This is a genomic window from Flavobacterium sp. K77, assembly GCF_021608205.1.
Lineage (GTDB): Bacteria > Bacteroidota > Bacteroidia > Flavobacteriales > Flavobacteriaceae > Flavobacterium > Flavobacterium turcicum.
Genome location: NZ_JAKIHO010000010.1, coordinates 25,080 through 50,168 on the forward strand (window position 1 = coordinate 25,080; position 25,089 = coordinate 50,168).

The 25,089-nt window shown below is 33.8% G+C and carries 25 protein-coding genes; 16 read left to right on the forward strand and 9 right to left on the reverse strand.

Annotated features, from left to right (window positions below; all coding sequences use genetic code 11):
• Positions 1-3: 3 nt before the first annotated feature.
• From L1S34_RS14040 to mobA, 4 genes are all read right to left on the reverse strand, one after another.
• Complete coding sequence (locus L1S34_RS14040; RefSeq protein WP_236364627.1) at positions 4-339, reverse strand: helix-turn-helix domain-containing protein; 336 nt, start codon at positions 337-339, stop codon at positions 4-6.
• Positions 340-386: 47 nt separating this feature from the next.
• The gene (gene mobC, locus L1S34_RS14045) at positions 387-2,387 is read right to left on the reverse strand and encodes a conjugal transfer protein MobC (RefSeq protein ID WP_236364630.1); all 2,001 of its coding nucleotides are present in this window, start codon (positions 2,385-2,387) and stop codon (positions 387-389) included.
• Between the two features lie 104 nt (positions 2,388-2,491).
• Positions 2,492-3,808: a conjugal transfer protein MobB gene (gene mobB / locus L1S34_RS14050; RefSeq protein WP_236364632.1), complete on the reverse strand. Its 1,317-nt coding sequence runs from the start codon at positions 3,806-3,808 to the stop codon at positions 2,492-2,494.
• Entirely contained in the window at positions 3,805-4,251 is a 447-nt protein-coding gene (gene mobA, locus L1S34_RS14055; RefSeq protein WP_370637652.1) for a conjugal transfer protein MobA, read from the reverse strand. Before mobA ends, mobB begins: the two co-directional genes overlap by 4 nt.
• Positions 4,252-4,961: 710 nt before the next feature.
• Here mobA and L1S34_RS14060 point away from each other — a divergent pair.
• From L1S34_RS14060 to L1S34_RS14070, 3 genes are read left to right on the forward strand one after another with little or no spacing between them, the layout of a single operon-like run.
• Positions 4,962-5,729: a ParA family protein gene (locus L1S34_RS14060; RefSeq protein ID WP_236364633.1), complete on the forward strand. Its 768-nt coding sequence runs from the start codon at positions 4,962-4,964 to the stop codon at positions 5,727-5,729.
• Between the two features lie 12 nt (positions 5,730-5,741).
• The gene (locus tag L1S34_RS14065) at positions 5,742-6,146 is read left to right on the forward strand and encodes a DUF3408 domain-containing protein (protein WP_236364635.1); all 405 of its coding nucleotides are present in this window, start codon (positions 5,742-5,744) and stop codon (positions 6,144-6,146) included.
• Positions 6,147-6,168: 22 nt separating this feature from the next.
• Positions 6,169-6,801 carry a conjugal transfer protein TraD gene (locus L1S34_RS14070; protein WP_236364637.1) on the forward strand — a complete coding sequence of 211 codons (633 nt, stop codon included), beginning with the start codon at positions 6,169-6,171 and terminating at the stop codon, positions 6,799-6,801.
• Between the two features lie 202 nt (positions 6,802-7,003).
• On the opposite strand, the gene L1S34_RS14075 is transcribed toward L1S34_RS14070, so the two are convergent.
• The 5 genes from L1S34_RS14075 to L1S34_RS14095 are packed head-to-tail and all read right to left on the reverse strand — an operon-like array spanning position 7,004 to position 12,786.
• Positions 7,004-8,197: an N-6 DNA methylase gene (locus tag L1S34_RS14075; RefSeq protein WP_236364639.1), complete on the reverse strand. Its 1,194-nt coding sequence runs from the start codon at positions 8,195-8,197 to the stop codon at positions 7,004-7,006.
• 2 nt (positions 8,198-8,199) lie between these two features.
• A complete protein-coding gene (locus tag L1S34_RS14080; protein WP_236364641.1) occupies positions 8,200-9,108 on the reverse strand; it encodes a hypothetical protein in 909 nt (302 codons plus the stop codon).
• A 3-nt stretch (positions 9,109-9,111) separates the two neighbouring features.
• A complete protein-coding gene (locus tag L1S34_RS14085) occupies positions 9,112-11,085 on the reverse strand; it encodes an ORC-CDC6 family AAA ATPase (protein WP_236364643.1) in 1,974 nt (657 codons plus the stop codon).
• A gap of 16 nt (positions 11,086-11,101) precedes the next feature.
• Positions 11,102-11,989: a phosphoribosyltransferase-like protein gene (locus L1S34_RS14090; RefSeq protein WP_236364645.1), complete on the reverse strand. Its 888-nt coding sequence runs from the start codon at positions 11,987-11,989 to the stop codon at positions 11,102-11,104.
• A gap of 2 nt (positions 11,990-11,991) precedes the next feature.
• Entirely contained in the window at positions 11,992-12,786 is a 795-nt protein-coding gene (locus L1S34_RS14095) for a thymidylate synthase (protein WP_236364647.1), read from the reverse strand.
• A gap of 431 nt (positions 12,787-13,217) precedes the next feature.
• Here L1S34_RS14095 and L1S34_RS14100 point away from each other — a divergent pair, with 431 nt between their 5' ends.
• The 13 genes from L1S34_RS14100 to L1S34_RS14155 all read left to right on the forward strand — a co-directional run bounded on the left by L1S34_RS14100 (position 13,218) and on the right by L1S34_RS14155 (position 24,841).
• Complete coding sequence (locus L1S34_RS14100) at positions 13,218-13,520, forward strand: DUF4134 domain-containing protein (protein ID WP_236364649.1); 303 nt, start codon at positions 13,218-13,220, stop codon at positions 13,518-13,520.
• A gap of 10 nt (positions 13,521-13,530) precedes the next feature.
• The gene (locus tag L1S34_RS14105; RefSeq protein ID WP_236364651.1) at positions 13,531-13,863 is read left to right on the forward strand and encodes a DUF4133 domain-containing protein; all 333 of its coding nucleotides are present in this window, start codon (positions 13,531-13,533) and stop codon (positions 13,861-13,863) included.
• Positions 13,860-16,364 (forward strand): TraG family conjugative transposon ATPase, encoded by a 2,505-nt coding sequence (locus L1S34_RS14110; RefSeq protein ID WP_236364653.1) that lies wholly within the window; start codon positions 13,860-13,862, stop codon positions 16,362-16,364. Before L1S34_RS14105 ends, L1S34_RS14110 begins: the two co-directional genes overlap by 4 nt.
• A 24-nt stretch (positions 16,365-16,388) precedes the next feature.
• A complete protein-coding gene (locus tag L1S34_RS14115) occupies positions 16,389-17,021 on the forward strand; it encodes a DUF4141 domain-containing protein (protein ID WP_236364654.1) in 633 nt (210 codons plus the stop codon).
• A gap of 2 nt (positions 17,022-17,023) precedes the next feature.
• On the forward strand, positions 17,024-18,016 hold the full coding sequence (traJ, locus tag L1S34_RS14120; RefSeq protein ID WP_236364656.1) for a conjugative transposon protein TraJ: 993 nt from the start codon (positions 17,024-17,026) through the stop codon (positions 18,014-18,016).
• 20 nt (positions 18,017-18,036) lie between these two features.
• Entirely contained in the window at positions 18,037-18,660 is a 624-nt protein-coding gene (gene traK / locus L1S34_RS14125) for a conjugative transposon protein TraK (protein WP_236364658.1), read from the forward strand.
• A gap of 226 nt (positions 18,661-18,886) precedes the next feature.
• Positions 18,887-20,185, forward strand: coding sequence for a conjugative transposon protein TraM (traM, locus tag L1S34_RS14130; RefSeq protein ID WP_236364660.1), 1,299 nt, complete (start codon positions 18,887-18,889; stop codon positions 20,183-20,185).
• A 24-nt stretch (positions 20,186-20,209) separates the two neighbouring features.
• Entirely contained in the window at positions 20,210-21,103 is an 894-nt protein-coding gene (traN, locus tag L1S34_RS14135) for a conjugative transposon protein TraN (protein WP_236364662.1), read from the forward strand.
• A gap of 21 nt (positions 21,104-21,124) precedes the next feature.
• The gene (locus L1S34_RS14140; protein ID WP_236364664.1) at positions 21,125-21,685 is read left to right on the forward strand and encodes a conjugal transfer protein TraO; all 561 of its coding nucleotides are present in this window, start codon (positions 21,125-21,127) and stop codon (positions 21,683-21,685) included.
• A gap of 11 nt (positions 21,686-21,696) precedes the next feature.
• A complete protein-coding gene (locus L1S34_RS14145) occupies positions 21,697-22,137 on the forward strand; it encodes a DUF3872 domain-containing protein (RefSeq protein ID WP_236364666.1) in 441 nt (146 codons plus the stop codon).
• Between the two features lie 159 nt (positions 22,138-22,296).
• Positions 22,297-22,425, forward strand: a complete 129-nt coding sequence (locus L1S34_RS14905) for a hypothetical protein (protein WP_255710830.1) — start codon at positions 22,297-22,299, stop codon at positions 22,423-22,425.
• Between the two features lie 244 nt (positions 22,426-22,669).
• Positions 22,670-23,089, forward strand: a complete 420-nt coding sequence (locus L1S34_RS14150; protein WP_236364668.1) for a hypothetical protein — start codon at positions 22,670-22,672, stop codon at positions 23,087-23,089.
• 660 nt (positions 23,090-23,749) lie between these two features.
• The gene (locus tag L1S34_RS14155) at positions 23,750-24,841 is read left to right on the forward strand and encodes a S41 family peptidase (protein WP_236364670.1); all 1,092 of its coding nucleotides are present in this window, start codon (positions 23,750-23,752) and stop codon (positions 24,839-24,841) included.
• Positions 24,842-25,089: the final 248 nt, after the last annotated feature.

Consider the following 25,089-nt stretch of genomic DNA (forward strand, 5'->3'; position numbering starts at 1 on the left):
GGATTACTTTAATAGTTCAAGATCTTGAAGTTTTCTTCCTAGTTCGTCGTCAGCAGCTATTTTTAAAAAATCGTCTTGCAAACCGAGTACTCTCAGAACATTAAAATAGGCACCTATTGCCACACTAGAGTTTCCTTTTTCTATTTGGTATAAAGTGGTTCTAGCAATATCGGCTCTTTCAGCAATTTGTAATGCAGTGAGCTTTCTTCTTTTTCGAGCCAATTTAATATTCTCACCCATTTGCTCTAAAAGGAGTTGGTGTTTAGGGAATAAGACTTGCTTTTTTGCACTCATATTAAAATGTTCATTAATATGAACAAAAATAGCTAATATGTACATAATAACAAACATTTAATAAAGGTTTATTCTATTTAAGGCCATTTATTTCAACCCTCTTGCACCAAGTGTTGTAAATCTGGATCGTTTTTAATGCGTTCCAATTCACTTTCTATGATGAGAACAATATCACGCTTAATCTGTTTGTAATTAGCCTCAATTTCGATTTTCATATTATCTTGTCCGTTTTCGTCAACGAAAGGTAAAATAACGGGTATCTTTTTATAAGCCTTCGTTTCTGCCGCTACTTTTTCATTATCAACTACAATTTCAGAATGGAAAATTTTCTGTTCTATGCGTTGGTCAAAATTATCTGAAACAGCTCCCACAAACACCCCTTGAGTAAGCGTGGAGATTTTTGATGCTGGTATCAAACTGTCTAGTTGTGTAGATATAGAGGTTGATTTGTCATTTCGATTGATAGTTAAACTTTGGCGTTTCTGTAAAACTTTGCCAAACCGTTCGGATAAGCTTTTGGCTGTTTCTCCGACGACTTGACCACTAAAGATGTTACCCACCGTATTTTGAATGACCTTACTTTCCTTGTCACCATAATCACGTGTCAATTGCGAATAATCTTGAAATCCCAAACATACCGCTACTTTATTACTTCTAGCTGTGGCAATTAAGTTATCTAAGCCTCTAAAATAAATGGTTGGTAACTCATCTATTATCACAGAACTTTTTAATTTTCCTTTCTTATTGATTAGTTTTATAATTCTCGAATTGTACAAACCTAAGGCAGCAGAATAAATATTTTGTCGATCTGGATTGTTTCCCACGCAAAGAATTTTAGGTTCATCCGGATTATTGATGTCCAACGAAAAGTCATCTCCAGTCATTACCCAATAGAGTTGAGGCGAAATCATTCGAGACAAGGGAATTTTTGCGGAAGCGATTTGTCCTTGCAATTGATCTTGTGCGCCACCTTGCCAAGCATCCATGAATGGAGATAAATAATTTTCGAGATCAGGGTAGGAAGTAAGGATGGTAAAAACATCAACATATTTCTTGTTGAGCAATTCAATGGCATGTGGAAATGTACAATACTTTCCATTATCATAAATTTTTAAAAACCAGATTATAGCGGCTAGTAATATAATGGGAGATTCCACAAAGAAATCGCCTTGTTTTTGGATCCAACTGCGGTTAAGATTCAACATAATGGTATAGGCAGATTCATAGGCATCTGAGATGTCTGTCATAAAATCTGGATTGATGGGATTGCAACGATGACTTCTGCTAGGATCGTCAAAGTTGATAATATAGAATTTTGGTTTAACGGTATACTTGTCCGAATGTTTTAGTAAATGATTGTACGCAATGGTAGAAAGATCATCGAATTTGAAATCATAGATGTACATTGAAAATCCTTTTTCGATATGCTGCTTGATATAGTTATTTATAATGGCATAACTTTTTCCAGATCCTGGCGTTCCTAAAACTATGGAGGCTCGAAATGGATTTACTACATTAATCCAACCTTCATTCCATTTGCCTTTGTAATAAAATTTGGTTGGCAGATTAACGGAATATTCGTTTTGTATCAATTTGGTTTCTTGCATGAAGCTTTCATTTTCATTATTAAAAACATCGCTCATAAGATTGGTTCGTAGTATTCGACTGATCCAAACTCCAGCCAGCATTAACGATATATAGCCTGCTGAGGAAGTCGTGATGTATAACGAAATAGATAAATCAGCGGACAACTTAAGCAATGAAGTGTTCAAAAAGAAAAGTATAAATCCAGCGATTAAGGCAATAGCTATTTTAGACCAAGTAATTTTTTCGTTTTTGACTCCTTTTGTACCCAAGCAACTTAAGGCTAACAATACCAATGAAAAAATCTTAGTGTACAAAGTGTGAGAAAATAGACTTGCAGTCCGTTGAAAATTCCCTAGTATCTTGTTAATTATTTGTAGCGTCCAGCCCTTTTCTAAGAAAAAACTATAACAAAACCAGTAAAAGTGCATGATTACTAGAAGGATACTTACAGCGCGTATGAAAGCCATTATTTTGGCTAGTCCTCTTAGGTCGTCTTCTCCTTGCATAATTGAAAAGTTAAAAATGTAACGAGCGAAAGTAGATCGAACGTAAAAGAATCTAGGTCAATTGACTTTCGTTGGCATTGGTTGGCGATGGATGTCTAGCTAAACTATTTCTTGCCGCGCTGATTGTTATGTTTTGTCCTTTTCTTTATTTGATTAGCAAATATTTGTTCTTCATAATCTTCACCTTGAGTAATTGGTAATAAAGATCCAAGGCTTTCTATAAGTCCAAAGTCAGGTATAGAATGGGTTGAATAATTTCCATTAAGAAAATCAAAAAGTGCATGTGGTTTTTCTATTTCTGCTGTGGATTCATTTTTACTAGCTGTGGATGAAATTGTTTTGGTATGCTGTCTCTCATTTTGACCTTTTTGAGTCCCTCCATTTTTCCATAAATCATTAAAAACGTTGGCAGATAAATTTTTACTTAATTGGGATCCATTCCACACAGTGCGCGATTCATGGTCAATAAAAGTCATTCCGTAGATACGACCTTGATCATTTCTTCGAACAATTGTATTAACTCCTTGATCGACTAGTTGTTTATTAAAATCGGTTTCATTATTAGTGGTATGGATGGCAACCTCTATTGAATTTTTCAGGATTTCTTTAGATGGTTCTGTTTTCATTTTTACTTTCGATTGTTCGAAATGTTTTTGCAAACTATCCATACCAGCCTGTTTTCCAAAAAGAGAGGATTTAAACGGATTCGTTACCTTTTCTCCTTTTTCATTCAGAGCAAAATAAACAAGACCGTGCTTAGACTGACCGCGTAATTCACCCGTTATTTGCTCAGCAGTAATATTAAAAAGAGAAAGTAGTGCATTATAAGCTCCTAAACTTTGATACTGATAATACTTTGGCAGATGTCGAATTACCGATGCTATTTGACTTTTTACATTGGCTTCCCGGTAATCAACAGGTTTAAAAATTACTTCATTCGGATTTTGATTTTTTTCAGTTGCAGGAAGTAATTGATATTTTTGCTCCAATGCACGGCAAGCATTCATAGAACGTAATTTTTCATAGGAATCAGATAACTTTTTTCCGTAACGATCAACGCAGGTCGAAATGATATGAATGTGCGTTCGTTCGATATCGGTATGCTTAAAAATCACATAAGGCTGGTCTCCATAGCCCATCAGTTCCATATAATCTTGTGCGATTTTTTTAAAGTCTTCATCACTTACAGTATCTTTTGGATTTGGGTTAAGAGAAATATGCAAAACAGGTTTTTCTGTTCGCTTGTTTGCCATTAGATACGGTTCGAACGACCTATATAATTGGTTAACGGTAAATTGTCCATTGACTGCTTCTCTTATTTTATGAGTCGATAAAATTGATCCATTTTCCTGATCTACTTTAAGCTGGTTGTAAGAGAGTGCACCAATTATATTTGCTCCACGACCAATTTTTGCTATCATTTTTCTGCTTTTTTCAAATGTTTTACTTCGAACTCTTTCGTTAATTGCGTTATGGCACGACATAATTGAGCCAACTCGATCGTTTGTTTTTCTAATTTAAACAGATAGGCTGCGGCTTTCTTTTCAGAAAAATTCCGGTATAATATCTTGACAATTTGATTGTAATTAACACCAACAGCACGAAACTGACCGTACAAAGTGGTTAAGCGCATGTAATAATCCATTGCTGCTAGATCAACTTTTACCGTTTTTATTTGCTTTTCAAATAAGAGAGAGGTGATAAATAGCGCTTTATTATCCGCTCCCGAAGCTTCAAAAAGAGAAAGGAATTTAGCGTTTTCCTGGTCCGTTAATCGAAAAACATAACGGTGGATACTAGGATCCTTTTTAGGATTCCGACCGCCTTTGCGTTGCTTTTTGTCTTGTTGATTCTCCATCATCATTCTAATTTTAATTTTTTGAAAACCCCGACTTCGGAGGGAGTTTTAGCCCCGCCGCGGCGGGCAAGTTGTTTTGAGGCACGGCTTTCATTTCGAGTGCCTCAAAACACAACTTGCTCTGTTCTGGTGAACAGATAATCCGTCCGCCTGTCGGCGGAACAGATTTAATAAAGCAGGGAAAAACGGCTTTGAGCCGTTCCTGTTCTTATTCAAATATAGATTTGGGCCTTTCATTTTTTAATTTATTTACTTCTTTAACAAAGTAAATCATTGAATTTTAGAATGGTGTAGTAGTAAGTGTTGCCAAACAATGCCATGTAACGCCAATGCATTCCTTATTCTGAGATGGTTTGGAGTTACCAGCTTTCTTTGTTTCAAAGTTGTAAATAGATATATAAAAATGACTTTTTATCCAATTTCAAATACAAACATCAAAGTTTAGGAGTAAGCAAGTATTAAGTAGAATGGTAAGGTGTAAAACGATAAAGTTGTACAACTATACAACTATAAAAGCATAAAAGCAGTACTATAAATGAGTTTACCTATTACCAATAAACAAGGAATAGTTGTTCGAAATTGTATGAATATACAATTATAGATAAGTGCATATTTAAAGCAAATCAATAGGGCAGAACATTGTATAGAAATACAACAAGGCATACTGCTGTACAGCAAAACAATTTAGCAAATAGATAACTTTAAAATTATAAGTAATGGAAACAATAAATAAAACTTTAAAAATTAGTTTCTCTACCCAAAAGGGTGGAGTAGGGAAATCTACAATGACAACTTTGTTAGCTAGTGTGCTTCATTATCGATTGGGATTTAATGTACTGGTTTTGGACTGTGATTTTCCACAGCATAGTCTTGGCAATATGAGAGACAGAGATCTTAAAACGGTGATGCAAAATGAGTATCATAAGAGAGCGGCGATGAAGCAGTTTCAGTCGATTGATAAAAAAGCATTTCCTGTTATTCGTTGTAAGGCCGAGAATGCGCTAGAAAAAGCGTCAGAATATATAGATCAATCCAATAGTGATTGGGATATTATTTTGTTTGATCTTCCAGGAACTGCCAACTCCAAGGGCGTTCTGACCACATTAAAGGCAATGGACTTTATTTTTTCTCCTATTACAGCCGATCGCTTGGTAGTAGAAAGTACTTTGGGCTTTGCCAAAGCATTTTTGCAACTTCCAGAAACAGATGGAGGTAACAAGAACTTGAAATTTTGGTTGTTTTGGAATCAAGTGGATGGGAGGGAAAAGACTAGTTTGTACAAAGCCTATCAAAGTGTAATAGAAGAATTAGGCCTTTCTATAATGGAGTCAAGAATAATGGATAGTAAGCGTTTCCGCAAGGAAACGGATGATACTACTAATTATATTTTTAGATCTAGCCTGCTTCCTGCTGAGCCTAATTTGATGAAGATAACTAAGCTGGATCTTTTTGTAAATGAATTTCTCAAAATCATAAATCCTTAAATCCTTTCTACTATGGAATCTGATAAAAAGCGAAAAGGTTTTCAAAAACCAGTTGTAGATGAGGATTACCTTATGAATATTATGAGTGGAGATGAAGTGTTTAATAATGACAAAAACTCAAGTCAAAGTATCGAAGCTAAAGAAAATAAGCCGAAAGAGAAAATTCGTGTAAGTGCTACAAAGAAACGGAATTATGAAGAAGTATTTCTCACTAACAGATATCCGTCTGGTCGTAGTGGTAAAGTGGTGTACATAAGACCTGAATACCATGAACGACTCCTTCGAATTGTTCAATTGACAAGGGAAGAGAAAACAACATTGTATTCTTACATAGATAACATTTTAGAAAAGCATTTTAATGATTTTGGAACCGAAATCCAGGAATTTTTTAATGAGCGAAACAAGCCGATTTTTTAATCAATGTATAATACTAAATAGAATGGAAACTGTAATTGTAATTTGTCTACTCATCGTCATTTTCCTTTTAGCAAAGGATAAAATTGTCATTAAAAAATATCATAAGCAAAAGATAAAGGAAGAGAAAGTTAATTCAAGTCTACAGGATATTATGGGACAGCCTAAGCCTCAAAGAAGCCTTTCAGTGCCAAAGATATCCAATGACAGTCAAGTGCAAAAAGAGGATCATTTTAATGATAATTTTGATATAGAAATCGACGAAGATAAAGTCGAATTACAAATTCCACAAGAAGAGCTGGATGAAGTTTTTGTGAATGTACCTGATTTTGAGAATGAGGAGGAAGAATGGAATAGTTATGGAATTACCAATGGCGATAATGGTTTTGCCCAAGGGGTTACCTTTGAAGAGTTAAGCACTGTAAAAACGTTGTTAAAAAAAGAGAAAATGAGATCCTCTCAAAAGGAAACAGCAACAGTCCTACTTCAGAAAATACAAGGAACCGAATTATTCAATTTATTGGAAAATTCCATCGAAGATGCTTCTCAAAAAATAGCCAAGCTGTTAGACGGTACACTTTCTTCAGAGACGGATTCTGGTTCTTCTTTTATGCAGAAAAAAGATTTGGAGGATTTTGATATTGGGGAGTTTGTGTAGCTCCCAACATCTTTTAAATTATTTTAAATTCTGTTTATTCATAATGTACAATATAAAATTTTTAATTCATCTTCAAGAAATCAACTGAATAGTCGAATAGAACAAGTTAAACAATCGTAGAGATACCTTTTGATTATACGAAATATTTTTATAATGCTTCATTTTAATCTGACATTTCAAAATTATAGTGAGTGGGTACGCATTACGAATCCTTTTCATCTGTGGGAAATTGGAAAAGGGGAAAATTTTCTAAGTCGGATTTACTTAATACTTGTGAACAAACTCCATGGATATAGGCACTGATCCATATTTTTCCTTCATCGGAATTCAAAGAATTAATTAAAGAATTTAAATATTTTTGAGGAACAGTTATTTTATAAATACAATCACTATGTACTATCGAGCCCGACTTGATAACAGCAAATCTTCCAACAATTCGTTTTCCAACACGACACATTAAAACATCTCCTTTTTTAGCCATAACATCTATTAAATCATCATTTTTAGATTTTTTAAAGTATAATTTATCATTATTATATTTGAAGTCTGTTGAATGAAAATATTTAGTATTACTTAATCTAAGTTGTTTATATGAGTACTTACCTCTTCGTATTTTTGCTCCAATATCATTTAATGTTTTTAATTTAGTAGAGATAAGAGTAATTTTATTATAAAAATGGTAGTCCATTCTCTCTATCAAATCTGTATTCTCAACTATTATTTCGTCTGATAATGTACCCTCAGTTGATGACAAAAGTAATTTACAGGTTTTAGATTTAGATTTAGATTTAGAAATAAAAACTATATGAGTTCTAGCTTCTGTTTTATTAAATATGTTATCAGGAAGCTGTATTATTGTTTTAACATTAAAATTCTCAAAAATCGTTTCTCTAAATATTTTAAAATCTTTTCCTGTGATTAAACTATCAGAAACAATGATTCCAAGTTCCCCCTTCCTTTTTAATAATTTTATATTATGTGCAAAAAATACTATTTCGGAAGTAATACGCTTTAGTTTGTTGAACTTGTCACAACCTATTTCTCTAAATAGTTTTATATACTGGCTTTTGTCTTCAACTTTTATATACGGTGGATTACAAATAGCGATATCAATTTGACCAAATTTGATTTGTAATCTTTTTGAAGTATTAGGATTTAACGTGTCATAATTGAAGACTTTTATGAAAGAAAGACTTTTGTTTAACGTTTCCACTTTATGTTTTTCAATTTCAGTTCCAAAATATTTAGCTGTTTCCCATTTCGAATATGCTGCTATTGAAAGCGAGGCATCACCTAATCCTAAATCTAGAATTTTTTTTGGTGATTTTGATTCAAAATTATCTACTAAAAGGTTTGAAATTATATTACTTGTGTAAAATCTTCCGAGAATATCCATAATTAACTTATTGTAATGTCAAATAAATGCCATTTTGAAATTTCTATTGCTTTATCTTTAATCTCCTTAGGATGGTCATACAAAACTGCAACTTTTTCTTTTGGTTTACTTAGTAAAAATAAGCAAGCTCCTATATTCATAGGTTTTGTTGCTAAAGGTACTATAAACATTTCGTCTTCATCTTCAAGACCATCATAAATACTCTCAAGAGTTTTATATATAGCTAGTGGATTTGTAGCTCCACAAAAGTTAATACCTCCGCTAATTCCTTTCTCTTTTATTACTGTTATATTATTGTCAAATGAATTCATTTCCCATCCAGGACTATAAGCAGGAATGCCAAATATACAAGAACAATTTGAACCTAGAATATCAGAGTCTTCTAAAGCTCTATCTATTCGTTCCGATTCGTAACCGCATAAGAATATAACTTTTTGAGTAACCTCAGAAGATAATAATAATGCATGTCCAGGAATTGCCTCATATCCGACAATACTTTCTGATAACTCAAAATCTCGCTGATGCAATATATCAGCTGCTTTATCTTTTATATTATAATTTTTAGGTTCGATATATAGTATTGAAAAATTTTTTAAGAGCAAATCTTTTAAAGCTTGCATAAGAATTAAAATTTCTGCAAGATTTAATGTCGTCGAATCAATTAAAATGTTTTTACCAATATGTGGCTCTAATAACTTATCGATATCATCAACGTAAAATTCATTGTTATCAAACTTCATTTTAAATATACTAGGCATATATTCAACAATAACTACTTGACTAGATTTTGTTTTAATAAATTCTAAACCTTCATTACCTCTTTTGTTAATGGCATTTCCAACAAAAGCAATATCCCAATCCGAATAGTTTAAATTATAAACAGAATCACTAAACTGCATACTAATTTTCATAAGCTAATTTTCAATTTCTGTAAATAAATCTAAAGAACTTTCATCTGGAATTATTTTCCATTTTTTTGCGGCAATATTTAAAAACACTTCAAATTCTTTAAAATCACCAAAAGCAATTGTACTCAGCTCAGATGAGGTAAATTGTACGCTTCTCTTTTTTCTATAACTTATATGGAAATATGGGGCATAAATTGGGTTTAAGATATATTCATAATCTTCAGACTGTAGATTATTTTCTCCTCCTTTCTGTTTGGTTATTCTTGATTCATATAATACTGACCATTTTACAGCTTCATTAATAAAATTACTTAATTCAGTAGATTTATTCCCTACGATATTAAAATGATTTTGTTCTGGTTCACTTTGTGCTGGTTTTTTATGAGAATAACTAAAATATGTTCCTAATCTTAGAACAAAAGTATGAAGTTTATTTCCTTCATTTCCAAAGTTTTTAACTTCTCGTAAAAAAGTAGAGCTAGCTTGTTTAGCTCCTTCTGCTTGAGAACGAATACTTATGAAATCTTTCTTAGATTTTGAATTGTTTAAATTTTCATTTGTGATAGATTTGTAGCTAAGCTCTAGAAAATGCCTAAGATTAGTTTTAGACATTAAACAAAATGCTTCAAACCCTGAATATAAGGGGCAAAAACGACCTAAAGGCTCATAAATCATTAATATACAGGCGTAAACATTATTGTGGATCCAGCCAGTACTTCCGGTAAATTTATTGTTCTTCCCATTTAATAATTTTGAAATTTCTGTTTTTATATCTTCAATAGAATGATTTCTGTTTAAGAGAGCAGGAATTATAATTCCGGCTTGAGGATAATCTTCAACAAGTAATTCTTCAGCAGTAATTTTATACTTTTTAGATTCAATTGCCTTCAGAATTAAATCTGTTAATCGACGTTTAAGAATAGGTTCTTTAAATATATCATTTGCAATATCATCAGTAGAATTTCCAGGAAAAAAATCCTTTGCAGCTTTTAGAACTTTTTTAGTGTAGTCATCAGAAACCCTTTTCTCAAGGATTTCATTACTTACTTTCTTAAGTTCATCTGGAATTATTGGAATTTTATATGAATGATCATTTTTCCATAATCTTAAAAAAAGTATCTCTGCAGCAAATAGCTCAAAATTTGTTTTTAAATAGAATTCTTCAAGGTTATATTCTCTGTAGTCATGAGTTTCGGCTATGGGTTCATTACCTATTGTATTTTTATTATTGAAAGAATGTGGTTTCATAGCTAAATTGAAAATAAGTGGAGTTTCACTATGTTTTACCCACGTGTTTATTAATTTTTGTTGTTCAGCTAATAAGTTTTCATATTCATCAACATAAATTAAATAATTTGAATCGTTGAAAGTTAAATTTTGATTTTTTATTTCAATGATTAATTCTTTGATAAAATTTAGTGGTAGAAATACTGGTTGAGGAAACGTCCTAATACTTCCAGCCCATGTTTGAAAACGATTAATTTCCTTTCTAATAAAATTTTTAAGTTCAAAAAAATCGGCTGGAACATTTTCTAAAAAACTACTAAGTATATTAAAATTAAAAGATTTTAAATCATCTGTGGAAAATGTTTCAATTGATGACGTACCTATACTCTCTAAGCTTTTTAATATTTCACGTGATATCATTAATACTGAAAGATGTTCAAAAGCACTATTCCAAATATGATCTTCCAATCCTCGTTGTGATAAAATCTTAGCGAAATTTGTGTCAATTCTCCAATAAATACCAATATTAGCAAGCTCAGTATTATTAATTAAACTTCTTTTTTTTGAAAATTGAGTATCATGACATAGGTACCTAAGTAAACTGGTCTTACCACAGCCCCTACCACCTACTATTACTCTTGGTTTTTTTGCTGATAATAAATCGAGACTATTAAAAAAGGGAGGAATAACAAAATCTTCCCAAAGGTCATATCCAAGTTCTTCCGCTCTATTTTGTGCTAATGAATTTTCCATTTTAATATTTATCAATTTAACGATTAAACAAAGGATTCCAATTCTCAGTTCTATACGTCAATATTTGTAGAGAGTTATCGGGAGCTGCATGTTCAAAAGCAACTGTTAATTCTAAATTACCAAATCCATACTCGTTACCTGAGCTAAGAGTAATTCCTCTTTTTTGAATCATTTCTACATAAAAATTTTTTGCTTCCATTTCATTTTTAGGAAAATAATTATAAAAAAAAGAATGACTAGAATTTGAAAGTTTTTCACTTTGTACAATCTGAACAAGTGGATGTTCAATTTCTAAAAATTTAATCCCATTTTCATGCGCTAACAATGTAGCATAAATAAATGTGTTGTTTTTTATCAATTGACCTAGATTTGAATAGGTTATAGCATCATCAAACTGTTGACCAGTCCCCAGAAAATCATCAATAAAAATGAAAATTTTGACACCCTTTTTAACTTCTTCTTCAATGTTCCAGGGATTAATTATCCATTGTTCTGAAATATAAAAATACCTTTTCATAAATCTTAAAATCTCATTTGAACTTTTAGTAACTGGATCAAAGCGAGTTATTACTGGTACAAATCTAATCAAAGGGTCTTTAATATGGGTAGTCATATTATTTGGAAAATCAATTATTTCAGTATATCCTAAAGTTCTAAATAAATTATTCAAGTTTTTGAACAGCATATCTTCAATAAGAGAATATGTTTGCTGATTTGATCTGTAAATGAGAGAATCGAGAACACAAGCCGAAAAATACTTTTCTTCATCGGTTTTGAAATTATTTCTCCATTTATTAAACTGAACTAATTCAATACCACTCCATATTTTGTACTGAATTAAGTCTCGACATCTATCTCTAATAGCATTAGAATAAATTTTCCAATCCTTTGGTAATTCCATCATATTTATACTGCTATAGGGGCTTTAATACTAGGGTCGGGATCATATCCTTCTAAAATAAAATCCTCAAATTTAAAAGAAAAAATGTCTTTTACCTCTCTATTAATATCCATTTTTGGATATGGTTTAGGCTCTCTTGTCAACTGTAAATCTACTTGTTCTTGATGATTTAAATAAATGTGAGTATCTCCTAAAGTATGGATAAATTCACCTAATTCAAGATTACAGACTTGAGCTACCATCATCGTTAAAAGTGCGTAAGATGCAATATTAAAAGGAACTCCTAAGAATAAATCTGCACTTCTTTGATACATTTGACATGATAATTTATTATCTGCTACATAAAATTGAAATAAACAATGACATGGGGGAAGTTTCATATTTTCAATTTCTGCAACATTCCAAGCACTCACTATAATTCTTCTAGAATCGGGATTGTTTTTTAAGGTATTTATAATTTGAGCTATTTGATCAATATGTTTTCCGTCTGCAGTTGGCCAACTTCTCCACTGTGAACCGTAGACTGGGCCTAAATTTCCATTTTCATCTGCCCACTCATCCCAAATTTTAACGCCATTATCTTTTAAATATTTAATATTACTATCTCCTTTCAAAAACCATAAAAGTTCGTGAATTATTGATTTTAAGTGTAATTTTTTTGTTGTGATTAATGGAAAACCCTCTGCCAAATCAAAACGTAGTTGATATCCAAAAATACTTTTCGTACCTGTTCCAGTTCTATCTGTTTTCTGTACACCATTCTCTTTTACGTATTTCAGTAAAGTTTCATATTGATTCATAACTTTGAGTGTAATTTGGCTTTTTACAAATCTATTTCTTTTTTATAAAAAAAAGGAAAAAATTGTTAATTTTAATTATAAAAAATTGTTTTCGTAAGTCACAAGTAATAAACTTTTACTTGCTTTTTTAAACTAATAATAAAGAGCTTTTATTTTATTATTCTTTCTATATTTTCCATTAACATTTGAAATTGTTCTTATCTAATTAACAATCTTTCATCATGCTATATCGCGTATTGCGATTTACAATATAACATTATTGATTGCTCGAATTTAGTGATTTTTAATATCCCAAACTAAATTATCAAGTCTTCTTCTGCCAAACAACTCCACATAACGACAACATATTAAACAGCAACTGTTTCCACATGATATTTGTGCTCTACTCCTGTAAAGTACAGGAATAAAGAACAATTTAATTTTTTAAAATCATGGGAAATCAAGTTAAAAAAGTAGTGTTGGCAGTCGTTGTACTATCAACAATTAGTGCAGTTGCACAAGGAAACGGATCAGCAGGAATTACGGAAGCTACGCAAATGGTCACTTCTTATTTTGATCCTGCTACCCAACTTATTTATGCAATAGGAGCAGTGGTGGGCCTCATTGGTGGAGTGAAGGTGTATAACAAGTTCAGTAGCGGTGATCCGGATACAAGCAAGACTGCTGCGAGTTGGTTTGGAGCTTGTATCTTTTTGATTGTGGCGGCAACTGTCTTACGTTCTTTCTTCCTTTAGTATTTGCGGTATGAATACGTATAATATAAATAAAGGTATTGGAAGAACGGTGGAGTTCAAAGGACTGAAAGCGCAGTACTTGTTCATTTTTGCTGGTGGTTTGCTAGGGATGCTTATCCTGCTAATGATCTTGTACATGACTGGAGTCAATTCGTATCTGTGTCTGTTTATAGGAATCGGTGGGGGATCGCTATTAGTATGGCAAACTTTTTCATTGAACAAAAAGTATGGTGAACATGGTTTGATGAAAGTTGGAGCGAACAAAAGACATCCACGATATATCATCTGTCGTAAGCCTATGCATCGCTATTTTCAGTTGAATTCCAAAATGCATCAGCTATGAGAAATAAATCAAAAGCGACAACACTGGAAAGTAAGTTTCCATTGTTGGCAGTAGAAAATAATTGCATTATCTCTAAGGATGGTGATATCACTACTTGTTTTCGAGTGCAGCTACCAGAGCTTTTCACAGTAGCCTCTGCGGAATATGAAGCCATTCATTCGGCTTGGCACAAGGCTATAAAAACCTTGCCTGATTATACGGTGGTACACAAACAGGATTGGTACATCAAGGAAAATTATGCTCCTGATATTGCCAAAGATGATTTGAGCTTTTTGGCAAAGTCCTACCAACAACATTTTAATGAACGTCCGTTTCTCAACCATTATTGTTATCTCTTCCTCACTAAAACGTCTAAAGAGCGTATGCGAATGCAGAGTAATTTTTCTTCGCTTTGTAAAGGAGTGCTCATCCCAAAAGAACTAAGAGATAAAGAAACTATTTCTCGCTTTATGGAATCGGTGGCGCAATTTGAGCGAATTGTGAACGATTCCGATTTTATAAAATTAGAACGATTAAGCGAGGAAGATATCATTGGAACAGATGACAAACAAGGATTATTGGAACAATACCTAAGCCTTTCAAGAGAGGAGGGAACACCATTGCAAGATATTGCTTTGGGCGGAGAAGAAGTTCGCATAGGAAACAAAAGGCTTTGTCTGCATACGTTGTCCGATACCGATGATTTGCCTAGTTCAGTATCAGCAGAAACCCGTTATGAAAAGTTGTCTACCGATAGAAGTGACTGTCTTTTGTCTTTTGCTGCACCAGTTGGATTGTTGTTGAGCTGCAATCACATTTACAATCAGTATCTATTTTTAGACAACAGCGAAGAGAACCTGCGCAAGTTCGAAAAATCAGCAAGAAATATGCATTCCTTGGCACGGTACAGTCGAGCCAATCAAATAAATAAGGAATGGATCGAACGTTATTTGAATGAAGCACATTCTTTTGGACATGCTTCTATTCGGGCACACTTCAATGTAATGGCATGGTCAGATAATCCAGTTGAATTAAAACAACTAAAGAACGACACAGGTAGTGCTTTGGCATTGATGGAATGTAAACCAAGGCACAATACTACAGATGTTGCAACGCTCTACTGGGCAGGAATGCCAGGCAATGCAGGGGACTTTCCGAGTGAAGAAAGCTTTTACACTTTTATAGAGCCTGCGCTTTGTTTTTTCACTGAAGAAACCAATTATAAAAGTTCGCCTTCTCCTTTCGGAATCAAGATGGCTGACCGACTGACGGGGAAACCCATTCATTTGGATATTTCTGATTTGCCTATGAAGCGCGGTATTATTACCAACAGGAACAAATTCATATTAGGACCATCCGGTTCAGGGAAGTCCTTTTTTACCAATCACATGGTCAGACAATATTATGAACAGGGCGCTCATGTGCTGTTGGTGGATACGGGAAATTCGTATCAAGGATTGTGCGAACTGATCAAAGGAAAAACCAAAGGAGAAGATGGCGTTTATTTCACCTACACCGAAGACAATCCGATAGCCTTTAACCCTTTCTACACCGATGATGGCGAATTCGATATTGAGAAAAGAGAAAGTATTAAAACTTTGATATTGACCTTATGGAAAAGGGATGATGAACCTCCAACAAGGTCCGAAGAAGTGGCACTTTCAAATGCAGTGAGTGGGTACATTGAGCGAATCAAGCAGCAGGATGAATTTCCATCCTTCAATGGGTTTTATGAATTTGTGCGAGGAGAATATAGGCAAGTATTAGAAGATAAAAAGGTAAGAGAAAAAGACTTTGATATTGCCAACTTCTTAAATGTATTAGAACCTTATTACAAAGGAGGTGAGTACGATTATCTATTGAATTCCGAAAAACAACTGGATTTACTTTCTAAACGATTTATTGTTTTCGAAATAGATGCGATCAAGGATCATAAAATCCTTTTTCCAATAGTGACTATCATAATTATGGAGGTTTTTATCAATAAGATGCGTCGTTTGAAAGGAGTACGAAAACTAATCTTGATTGAAGAAGCGTGGAAAGCTATTGCAAAAGAAGGGATGGCAGAGTACATCAAATACCTTTTTAAAACAGTGCGAAAGTTTTTTGGTGAAGCTATTGTTGTAACGCAAGAAGTAGATGACATCATTCAATCACCTATTGTAAAGGAAAGTATTATTAATAATTCGGATTGTAAAATACTGCTAGATCAAAGGAAGTACATGAACAAATTTGATGATATCCAGGCCATGCTTGGTCTGACTGAAAAAGAAAAAGCACAAGTACTTTCGATCAATATGAATAATGATCCTAATAGATTATATAAAGAAGTTTGGATTGGGCTAGGAGGTACGCATTCGGCAGTATATGCTACAGAAGTTAGTTTCGAGGAATATTTAGCCTATACCACTGAAGAAACAGAAAAGTTGGAAGTCATGCAACTTGCAGGGCAATTAGATGGAAATGTAGAAAAGGCTATCAAAAGGATTGCCCTTGAGAAAAGAGAAAAAGAAAACAATTAGTAAAAATTTTAAAAACAAATAGAAATGAAAAATTTAAAAATTATGGTGTGTATAGTGATTGTATTCGCTTTCATTCCGACTGTTAAAGCACAGTGGGTTGTAACAGATCCTACAAATTTGGCACAAGGAATAGTCAATTCAGCAAGAGAGATAATACAAACTTCCACTACAGCGACCAATATGATTAACAACTTTAAAGAAGTCCAAAAAGTCTACAGTCAAGGAAAAGAATATTATGATAAACTAAAGGCGGTAAACAATTTAGTTAAAGATGCTCGAAAGGTACAGCAGACTGTGTTACTTGTTGGTGATGTTTCTGAAATGTATGTAAACAATTTTGGAAAAATGTTGAACGACCCCAATTTCAATGAGCAGGAACTTACAGCAATTGCGAATGGCTATTCCATACTGTTAAACGAAAGCACAGAACTTTTGAAAGAGTTAAAACAAATTGTAAACTCTTCAAGTTTGTCGCTTAATGATAAAGAACGAATGGACATTATTGAACAGGTGTATCTAAAAGTAAAGGAGTATCACAATTTGGTTCGGTACTTCACAAATAAAAATATTTCTGTCAGTTACTTGCGAGCCAAGAAAGCGAATAACAGTCAAAGAGTGTTGGAATTATACGGAACGGCTAACCAGAAATACTGGTAATCATGGAATTTAGTAATCTTCATGAAGTACTACGCTCGCTATATGACGAGATGATACCTTTATCAGCAGACATGGCAGCGGTTGCTAAGGGTTTGGCTGGATTGGGTGCATTGTTTTATGTCGCATTAAAAGTCTGGCAAGCGCTGAGTAGTGCTGAACCAATAGACGTCTTTCCAATGCTTAGACCTTTTGCTTTGGGTATCTGTATTACATTTTTTCCAACGATTGTTTTAGGAACGCTTAATGGAGTAATGAGTCCAGTGGTGCAAGGAACGCATAACATATTAGAAAGTCAAGTTTTTGATTTGAATGCCTTACAACAGCAAAAAGACCTATTGGAAAGAGAGGCAATGCTTCGAAATCCTGAGAAATCCTATTTAGCATCGGATGAAGAATTTGATAAAAAGTTGGAGGAACTCGGATGGACCCCCTCTGATTTGGCAACCATATCAGGGATGTATATCGAAAGAGAAATGTACGATGTCAAGAAAATGATTCGTGATGGTTTTCGTGAATTTTTAGAAGTACTTTTTCAAGCAGCCGCATTAGTTATAGATACAATCCGAACATTCTTTTTAATAGTGCTTTCAATATTGGGTCCTTTAGCATTTGCGATTTCAGTCTGGGATGGATTTCAGTCTACACTAACGCAGTGGTTGACTCGGTATATTAGTGTGTACCTCTGGTTACCCGTTTCAGATCTTTTTAGTGCGATGTTGTCCAAAATCCAATCCTTAATACTCCAAAAGGACATCGATAGTTTATCCGATCCCAATTTTATCCCTGATTCATCGAGTACTGTTTATATCATTTTTATGATTATTGGCATTATAGGATATTTTACTATACCTACGGTGACTGGATGGATTATTCAGGCAGGTGGTGCAGGGAATTTTGTTCGCAATATCAATCAAACCACTACTAAAACAGGGAATATTATTGGGGCAGGAACGACCACGGTTGTAGGTACTATTGGCGGTAAATTAATGAAGTAAGAATTTAAAAATAAGATGAAATGGAATTTAAAACTTTAAGAAACATCGAAAATAGTTTCAGTCAAATTAGGCTTTACGCTTTTGTATTTGCAGTACTGTGTTGTGGGATATCGGGATATGCTGTTTGGGAGTCCTACCGGTTCGCTGAATTACAACGTCAAAAAGTGTATGTATTAGACAATGGAAAATCGCTAATGTTGGCACTGGCTCAGGATGCTTCTATCAATCGACCTGTAGAGGCTCGTGAGCATGTTCGTCGGTTTCACGAGCTATTCTTTACACTGGCTCCAGATAAAAATGCAATTGAGAATAATATGAAAAGAGCATTTAATCTTGCTGATAAAAGTGCTTTTGATTATTACAAAGACTTAGCTGAAAAGGGATATTACAATAGGATCATTTCAGGAAATGTCCAACAACGACTTGAAGTTGATAGTGTGGTATGTGATTTTGAAACTTATCCTTATGCTGTAAAAACGTATTCTAAGCAATTCATTATTAGATCTAGTAATGTGACGAAAAGGAATCTAGTTAGTTCGTGCTACCTAGTTAATTCCGTTCGTTCAGATAATAATCCACAAGGATTCAATATGGAGAAGTTTACGATTTTGGAAAACAAAGATCTGGAAATTATAGAACGATAAAAACGATTACTATGAAAGAGATTCGGAAAAATATTGATCTGTGGATCAATGAAGTTGAGGTTAAATGGCGGGTGCTCCCATTGCACAAGCAGTATACATATATCATGGTCTGTTTTACCGCCTATTTAATAATCAGCATAGTTGGTATTCTTACCACTTTGTTCTAGATCCTTTTGCGTAAAATACTTCAAGGAATGATTAGTAATAATTATAAAAAAGAAACGACATGAAAGAAAATGTAAGTAAGAAAAATGCGGTCTATGTTATAGATGGCAATATCAATACAGCTTCTGATAGACAAGAGGTGAGTAATGAGAGTAAAACCGAAAAAATTAAAAAGCCGATCATCTATGGATTGATGGCAGTAGTATTTTTTGGATGTATGTATTTGATATTTAAACCAGCAGAAAATATAAAAAACATCGAGTTTCCGGGACTTAATGACTCTGTTCCTCAAGCTACAACCATTAGCTTAGAAAATGACAAACAAAAAGCCTATGAACAGGAATTATTAGAACAGAACAATAAAGCAAAGCAAAATGCCTTGACATCGCTGTCTGATTACTGGAATGAAGGCAGTACAGATGAATCTTTGCAAGATGTTCCTGAAAAAGAAGCAAATTCTAACGAATCATTGAATAGTTATCGTAATGCACAAACCACATTAAGTAGTTTTTACAATACTGATAATTTTGAAACGAAGGAATTACGTAAACAGTTGGATGAGCTAAAAGAAGAATTGGCAAGAAAGGAAGAACCCTCAACTAATGTTGTTGATCATCAATTGGATTTGATGGAAAAATCCTATCAGATGGCGGCTAAATATTTGCCTTTGGATACAAATAAAAGAGAAGTTGCAACTGTCAATGGTACTGTTTCTAAGTCTTCTTCATTTACTCAAAAAGAGCATTTTGTGCCATTCACTTCTAAAAGAAAGAACAGTGTATCGGCCTTGCATCAGGAGTCAAACGATAGCATATTTTTAGCCGACTGGAGTCGAAAAAGAAACAACCGTTTTTATACTCCAAGTACTCTAAATCATGTGGTTCAACCTAAAAACAGTATTAAAGCCTGTATTCAAGAAACGCAAACTATTATTGGCGAAACAGGAGTGCGTTTACGTTTACTAGAGCCTGCCCAAACGTCTAATAGTTCCATTCCTAAAGGAACAATCTTAACGGCTAACGCCAAATTGGAAGGAGGACGTTTACAACTTACAATTACTTCAATAGAACTAGACGGGAACATCATCCCCGTTGACATTACGATTTATGATCTAGATGGTCAGCAGGGTTTGTATATCCCTGACTCGCGCGAAATGAATGCACGTACTGAAATGGCTGGCAATATGAGTCAGCAATCAGGAACGAGCCTCATGCTAACCCAATCTGCAGGACAACAAGTTGCCGCTGATTTGAGCCGTGGTGTAGTACAGGGCATTTCGGGCTATTTCGCCAAAAAAGTCAAAATGCCGAAAGTTACCGTAAAAGCAGGTCATCAAGTGTTTCTTGTTTCCAAAAAATAATGTAAAATATAAATAGAATTAACAATGAAAAATTATTTTAGAACCTATTGGGCATTTGCCATGATCATTGGCTTTGTCGTATCCTCTTTTGCACAGGACAGCGCAAACAAACCTTTTGTTTTGGGCAAGATAGAGCCGTACTTTATGGAAGTTACTTATGATAAAACTTCGCATTTGATTTTCCCAGCCGCTATCCGCTACGTGGATTTGGGTAGTGAATATCTGATTGCGGGAAAAGCGGATGATGCCGAAAATGTACTTCGTGTTAAAGCATCGGTCAAAGAATTTGAACCAGAAACCAATTTTTCGGTAATTACCAATGACGGCCATTTTTACAGTTTCAATGTGTATTACAGCTCTTCTCCGAAGGTGTTGAGTTATGACCTACTAACAATGCAAAAGACAGTTGACAAGGGTAGCGCGAGTAATGTACTTTTTGAAGAGTTGGGTAACAACTCTCCCTCTCTGGCAGGCTTGTTATTGGAAACAATTTATAAAAACGATAAACGCATTGTAAAGCACATTGGGGCGAAAAGTTTCGGTATTCAATTTCTTCTCAAAGGAATTTACATTTATAACGGTAAATATTATTTCCATACCGAACTGGATAATCGCACGAATGTTCCCTTCAAGATTGATTTTGTCAATTTCAAGGTAGTGGACAAAAAGATTGCCAAGCGAACCGTGGTGCAGGAAAGACCAATGACACCGCTAAGAACTTACAAGTCACTTGGTGAGATTGGCGGAAAAACAACAGAACAAAATGTGTTCCTATTGGACCAATTTACCATTGATGATGATAAAGTGCTATTGATTGAGGTTTTCGAGAATAACGGCGGAAGACATCAAACTTTTCAGGTGGAAAATTCGGATTTGATAAAAGCCCGATTAATTAGCGATATGCATTTGAAGTTTTAGTAATCTATTAAGTCTTAGAAAATGAAAAAGTATATCTATACAGTAATGCTCGTTTTGCTGAGTATCACAATTGCACAGGCACAACGTATGCTGCCTAAACAAAAAGGACTGGAAGTAAATGCAGGTGTATTATCCAATAACAAAATCGGCAATGATTATTACATCAATGTGGCTATGACCGTAAATGGTAAAAACGGCAATTACCAGCTTTGGGCTTTGGAGTATTCACAACAAGATTATGAATATAAAGACTCTCACATTCCGCAGGAGACCTACACTGCAGAAGGTGGCTACAGCTTTTTCCTGCTGAGTGATCCCCGCAAGAACATTACATTCAATGCAGCCATAATAGGTGTAGTCGGGTATGAAAGTATCAATCGAGGAGAAGAGCTTTTATTTGACGGGGCGAAAATAGCAAGTGAAGATAATTTCATTTATGGTGCTGGTGGACGGCTGTCTTTTGAAACATACTTGTCTGACAGATTTGTACTAGTCCTGCAAGGGCGTACAAAAGTTCTGTGGGGTAGAGACCTGAGACTTTTCAGGCCATCAGCGGGCATAGGATTTAGGATTAACTTTTAAAATATAAGATTATGATAACATTTTGCAATAAATCCAGAATTGGCATCGTGACAATGTACGTATTGTTGGCAATTTTGATAAGTTCCAATACATCTTGTAGCAATGACGAATTAGAAATACAAAATAATTTCCCTTTTGAAGTTAAAGTGATGCCCGTACCCAAAGAAATTGCAACTGGCAATACCGCGGAGATAAGGTTTATTATTGAACCAACTGGCAATTATAGTAATACACAGTACTTTATTCGGTATTTTCAATTTGACGGACAAGGATCGTTACGGAATAACGATGAACCGCCATATCTGCCAAATGATTTGTATCCGTTGCTGGCCAAGCAATTTAGATTGTATTATACGTCTAACTCTACTGTCTCGCAATCCTTTGATGTATGGATTTCCGATAATTTTGGGAATGAAAAGCAATTGAGTTTTGAGTTTAATAGTAGTGACTAAAGTAAGCATCGAATTGAACATAACCGACTTGTATCCTGTATGCAAGTCGGTTTTTTGACTTTTAATTTTTTTACAAAGATGATTTTGTTATTTTTTAGTATTTTATTGTAGGTGTATTTTTGTTATATTTGTGTTGTAACTCCAAAAGACAAAAACACTATGGCACTTAAACCAGGACCAAAGAGAATGGCTAAAACAACTGGCGATCCTGATAAGCGACAACGCGACAATAAGGATACTCCAGGAAATACACCTTCATTAAAACCACCCGTACCCAAAAAGAGGTGACAATTGGTAGAAAGGATGATTCTAAATTTTTTTTGACACAAATACATAACTGTTATTAGATGTATTAGGTAAAGAGCTATATAATTTTACAATTTAATATCTCCTAAAGTAGGTATTGTTTTGTAGCATGCTAGCAGATACTTATGCACCATAGAGTCAGAGAATATTCATTTTTTGGGTATTGGTATTTAAATTTTTTTATTTAACAGGTATTAATTGTACAAAGAACTAAAAAACAACTATTATGCGAAAAGAAATTTATATTACTTTGCTTAAATCTAAATCTGATTTTGACGAAATTATTAGTAGCTATGTTGACGTGCTGCCACAATCCATTTTAGATGGAAGTAAAAATTTGTTTGAAGTTGAAATACCAAAATTTGTAAACGATTTTTTAGAAACGCTCAATGCAGTTGAAAGCAGTACAAAATTTGATCAAATAAGCACAGTAGAAGATGCTATTACTGTATTTGAAAATCCAGTTCTAGATGCTATTATTTTAGCAGCAATAAATAGTGAGGCGGTAAGTTCCGATGCCATTAAAGGTTTCTCTACCGTTAAAGATAATTTAGAAGCATCTAAGTTAATTCTTCAAACGCATGGAGCGCTGCTTACGATGCAATTAATGGGAGGAAAACTAGCAAATGGAGAGCTAGAACGCTAGATCTATTTGATAATTCACAATTTGCCTCTTTAATTAAAATGTAAATAGTAAAAATGTTCGTAAGATTGGAGTAGCAGTAGAACAAAATTAACAAGAAACGTAAAAGAAAAACCACAATAAAGCATGAAGCACTATTTTATCCACAATGGACAAACAGAAATGGGTAGAAAGTAGGATGACTTGGTTTTGCAGCAAGTGGAGCTGGGTGCCATTATGATCTAATGCAACAAAACCCCTATAAAGGGGCTTTGACAAAGTACACTTGATGTCATCTCATGTACTGCTATACTTTCGAACAATAGCATAGTATAATGTTTACTATTGAGCGTTGCCCGACCGCGCGAGCCTGACTTGGTTTTGATGGGGTTTTCACCCACAATATTTACGCCGTAATCGATGCACTATTTTTTGTTGTGCTACAAAACCCAACACAAAAATAAAAAAAAAATATTTAAAATGGGAAATCATGTTTGAGTGCGAACAAATATGATCATACCATTTTGTACTTTGCAATAAGTTCATTTTTATTTAGAGCATTATGCCAAGCTCGCAGTAGCTCTAATGTCAAAACTATCTGTAACAAATTTGTTCAATCCTAAACTAAGCTTAAGTAGCATTTTTAAATTCCTGCTTCAAAGTCAATTAATGTAAAATACAACCATGACCAAATTACTCATTACAATCTTTTTATGTATTACCTCGATTGTTTTTGCACAAAACAAAAAAGCATTAAGCTTACCTGAAAAAGACTTCGAAAAATTCTGGACTACGTTTAAGGATAATTATGCATTTTTTGACTTAAAAGGCATTAACTGGGATGATGCTTACATCCAATATCGCAACCAAGTAAAAGCTACAACCACGCAAGATGAACTAATCAGTATTTTAGGAAAAATGGTTGATCCTTTGCAAGATGGTCACATTACCATTTCAAAAGGGGATGATATAGTCTACAAAAATAAAAAGCCATCCGCTTTCAAATTAGAGTTTAAGGGTATTGAAAAGGAACTTTGGAAAACCAGTTTTAAGACTTTGGAGAATGAAAAATTTGAGGTAATAAAAGAAATTGGTCCCGTTGTAAATGATGAGTATTTATATTATACATCACAAGGTGATGGTATTGGCTACATCAGAATTTCACGTTGTTTTGGCACGCTAGAAAGTTTATATAGCACCAAAAAGGAATTAAAAGATATAAAGCTCATGCTTACTTTGTTTGACAGTATTGTAAATTCATTTTCAAAAACAAAAGGAATCATTATTGATATGAGAGCAAATGGAGGAGGTCATGCTGGTGATTTATTAGCTAAAAGATTTGTTTTGCAAGAAGGCATCACGCATTATAAAAGCACTAAAATAAAAGGAGATTACCAAACATTTTCTCCCTTACGACCAATTGTGATAACGCCCAACAAAGGAGTTCGTTATACCAACCCAATTGTGATTTTGACTAATGATAAAACAGCGAGCTCTGCCGAAGATTTTACGCTTGCTTTGTACAAACAACCTCATGTGACTACCATAGGAACCAACACTTCCGGAATGTTATCAGACATGTTTGAAGGTAAATTGTCACGTGATCTATTTTTTACATTATCAAATGATAGTTATTACACAGTCGATAGAATTTTACTTGAAGATCGTGGCGTTCCTGTTCAGATTGAAATGAGAAATACTAAAAATGATATTAGTTCAAATCGTGATCCCTTGATTATAAAGGCGCTTGAAGTTTTAAAAATAGATTCAAAATGATTTTAAAGAAGTATTGCAATAAGGAGTGAATTAGGGCAAATCAATTTTTTTGTTTTTGTACCAGAAGTTAAATAAGCTAAATTTCGGTAAATAAAAATCTTTTACTAATTCAGTTCTGCATTCCTTTAAATGATTCTTTTAGAACCCCCAACCCATAAATAACGCTACGTTTAAAATTAATGCTTGATGCTTCTGGGAAGTATTTTGTTGGGCAACTTATCTCGCCAATTTCAAAACCATTTTTGAAT

What these genes read in the sequence shown, in the direction of transcription:
- L1S34_RS14040 (WP_236364627.1), bottom strand. Translation starts at nt 339, where the DNA reads ATGTACATATTAGCTATTTTTGTTCATATTAATGAACATTTTAATATG.
- mobC (WP_236364630.1), bottom strand. Translation starts at nt 2,387, where the DNA reads ATGCAAGGAGAAGACGACCTAAGAGGACTAGCCAAAATAATGGCTTTC.
- mobB (WP_236364632.1), bottom strand. Translation starts at nt 3,808, where the DNA reads ATGATAGCAAAAATTGGTCGTGGAGCAAATATAATTGGTGCACTCTCT.
- mobA (WP_370637652.1), bottom strand. Translation starts at nt 4,251, where the DNA reads ATGATGATGGAGAATCAACAAGACAAAAAGCAACGCAAAGGCGGTCGG.
- L1S34_RS14060 (WP_236364633.1), top strand. Translation starts at nt 4,962, where the DNA reads ATGGAAACAATAAATAAAACTTTAAAAATTAGTTTCTCTACCCAAAAG.
- L1S34_RS14065 (WP_236364635.1), top strand. Translation starts at nt 5,742, where the DNA reads ATGGAATCTGATAAAAAGCGAAAAGGTTTTCAAAAACCAGTTGTAGAT.
- L1S34_RS14070 (WP_236364637.1), top strand. Translation starts at nt 6,169, where the DNA reads ATGGAAACTGTAATTGTAATTTGTCTACTCATCGTCATTTTCCTTTTA.
- L1S34_RS14075 (WP_236364639.1), bottom strand. Translation starts at nt 8,197, where the DNA reads ATGGATATTCTCGGAAGATTTTACACAAGTAATATAATTTCAAACCTT.
- L1S34_RS14080 (WP_236364641.1), bottom strand. Translation starts at nt 9,108, where the DNA reads ATGAAAATTAGTATGCAGTTTAGTGATTCTGTTTATAATTTAAACTAT.
- L1S34_RS14085 (WP_236364643.1), bottom strand. Translation starts at nt 11,085, where the DNA reads ATGGAAAATTCATTAGCACAAAATAGAGCGGAAGAACTTGGATATGAC.
- L1S34_RS14090 (WP_236364645.1), bottom strand. Translation starts at nt 11,989, where the DNA reads ATGATGGAATTACCAAAGGATTGGAAAATTTATTCTAATGCTATTAGA.
- L1S34_RS14095 (WP_236364647.1), bottom strand. Translation starts at nt 12,786, where the DNA reads ATGAATCAATATGAAACTTTACTGAAATACGTAAAAGAGAATGGTGTA.
- L1S34_RS14100 (WP_236364649.1), top strand. Translation starts at nt 13,218, where the DNA reads ATGGGAAATCAAGTTAAAAAAGTAGTGTTGGCAGTCGTTGTACTATCA.
- L1S34_RS14105 (WP_236364651.1), top strand. Translation starts at nt 13,531, where the DNA reads ATGAATACGTATAATATAAATAAAGGTATTGGAAGAACGGTGGAGTTC.
- L1S34_RS14110 (WP_236364653.1), top strand. Translation starts at nt 13,860, where the DNA reads ATGAGAAATAAATCAAAAGCGACAACACTGGAAAGTAAGTTTCCATTG.
- L1S34_RS14115 (WP_236364654.1), top strand. Translation starts at nt 16,389, where the DNA reads ATGAAAAATTTAAAAATTATGGTGTGTATAGTGATTGTATTCGCTTTC.
- traJ (WP_236364656.1), top strand. Translation starts at nt 17,024, where the DNA reads ATGGAATTTAGTAATCTTCATGAAGTACTACGCTCGCTATATGACGAG.
- traK (WP_236364658.1), top strand. Translation starts at nt 18,037, where the DNA reads ATGGAATTTAAAACTTTAAGAAACATCGAAAATAGTTTCAGTCAAATT.
- traM (WP_236364660.1), top strand. Translation starts at nt 18,887, where the DNA reads ATGAAAGAAAATGTAAGTAAGAAAAATGCGGTCTATGTTATAGATGGC.
- traN (WP_236364662.1), top strand. Translation starts at nt 20,210, where the DNA reads ATGAAAAATTATTTTAGAACCTATTGGGCATTTGCCATGATCATTGGC.
- L1S34_RS14140 (WP_236364664.1), top strand. Translation starts at nt 21,125, where the DNA reads ATGAAAAAGTATATCTATACAGTAATGCTCGTTTTGCTGAGTATCACA.
- L1S34_RS14145 (WP_236364666.1), top strand. Translation starts at nt 21,697, where the DNA reads ATGATAACATTTTGCAATAAATCCAGAATTGGCATCGTGACAATGTAC.
- L1S34_RS14905 (WP_255710830.1), top strand. Translation starts at nt 22,297, where the DNA reads ATGGCACTTAAACCAGGACCAAAGAGAATGGCTAAAACAACTGGCGAT.
- L1S34_RS14150 (WP_236364668.1), top strand. Translation starts at nt 22,670, where the DNA reads ATGCGAAAAGAAATTTATATTACTTTGCTTAAATCTAAATCTGATTTT.
- L1S34_RS14155 (WP_236364670.1), top strand. Translation starts at nt 23,750, where the DNA reads ATGACCAAATTACTCATTACAATCTTTTTATGTATTACCTCGATTGTT.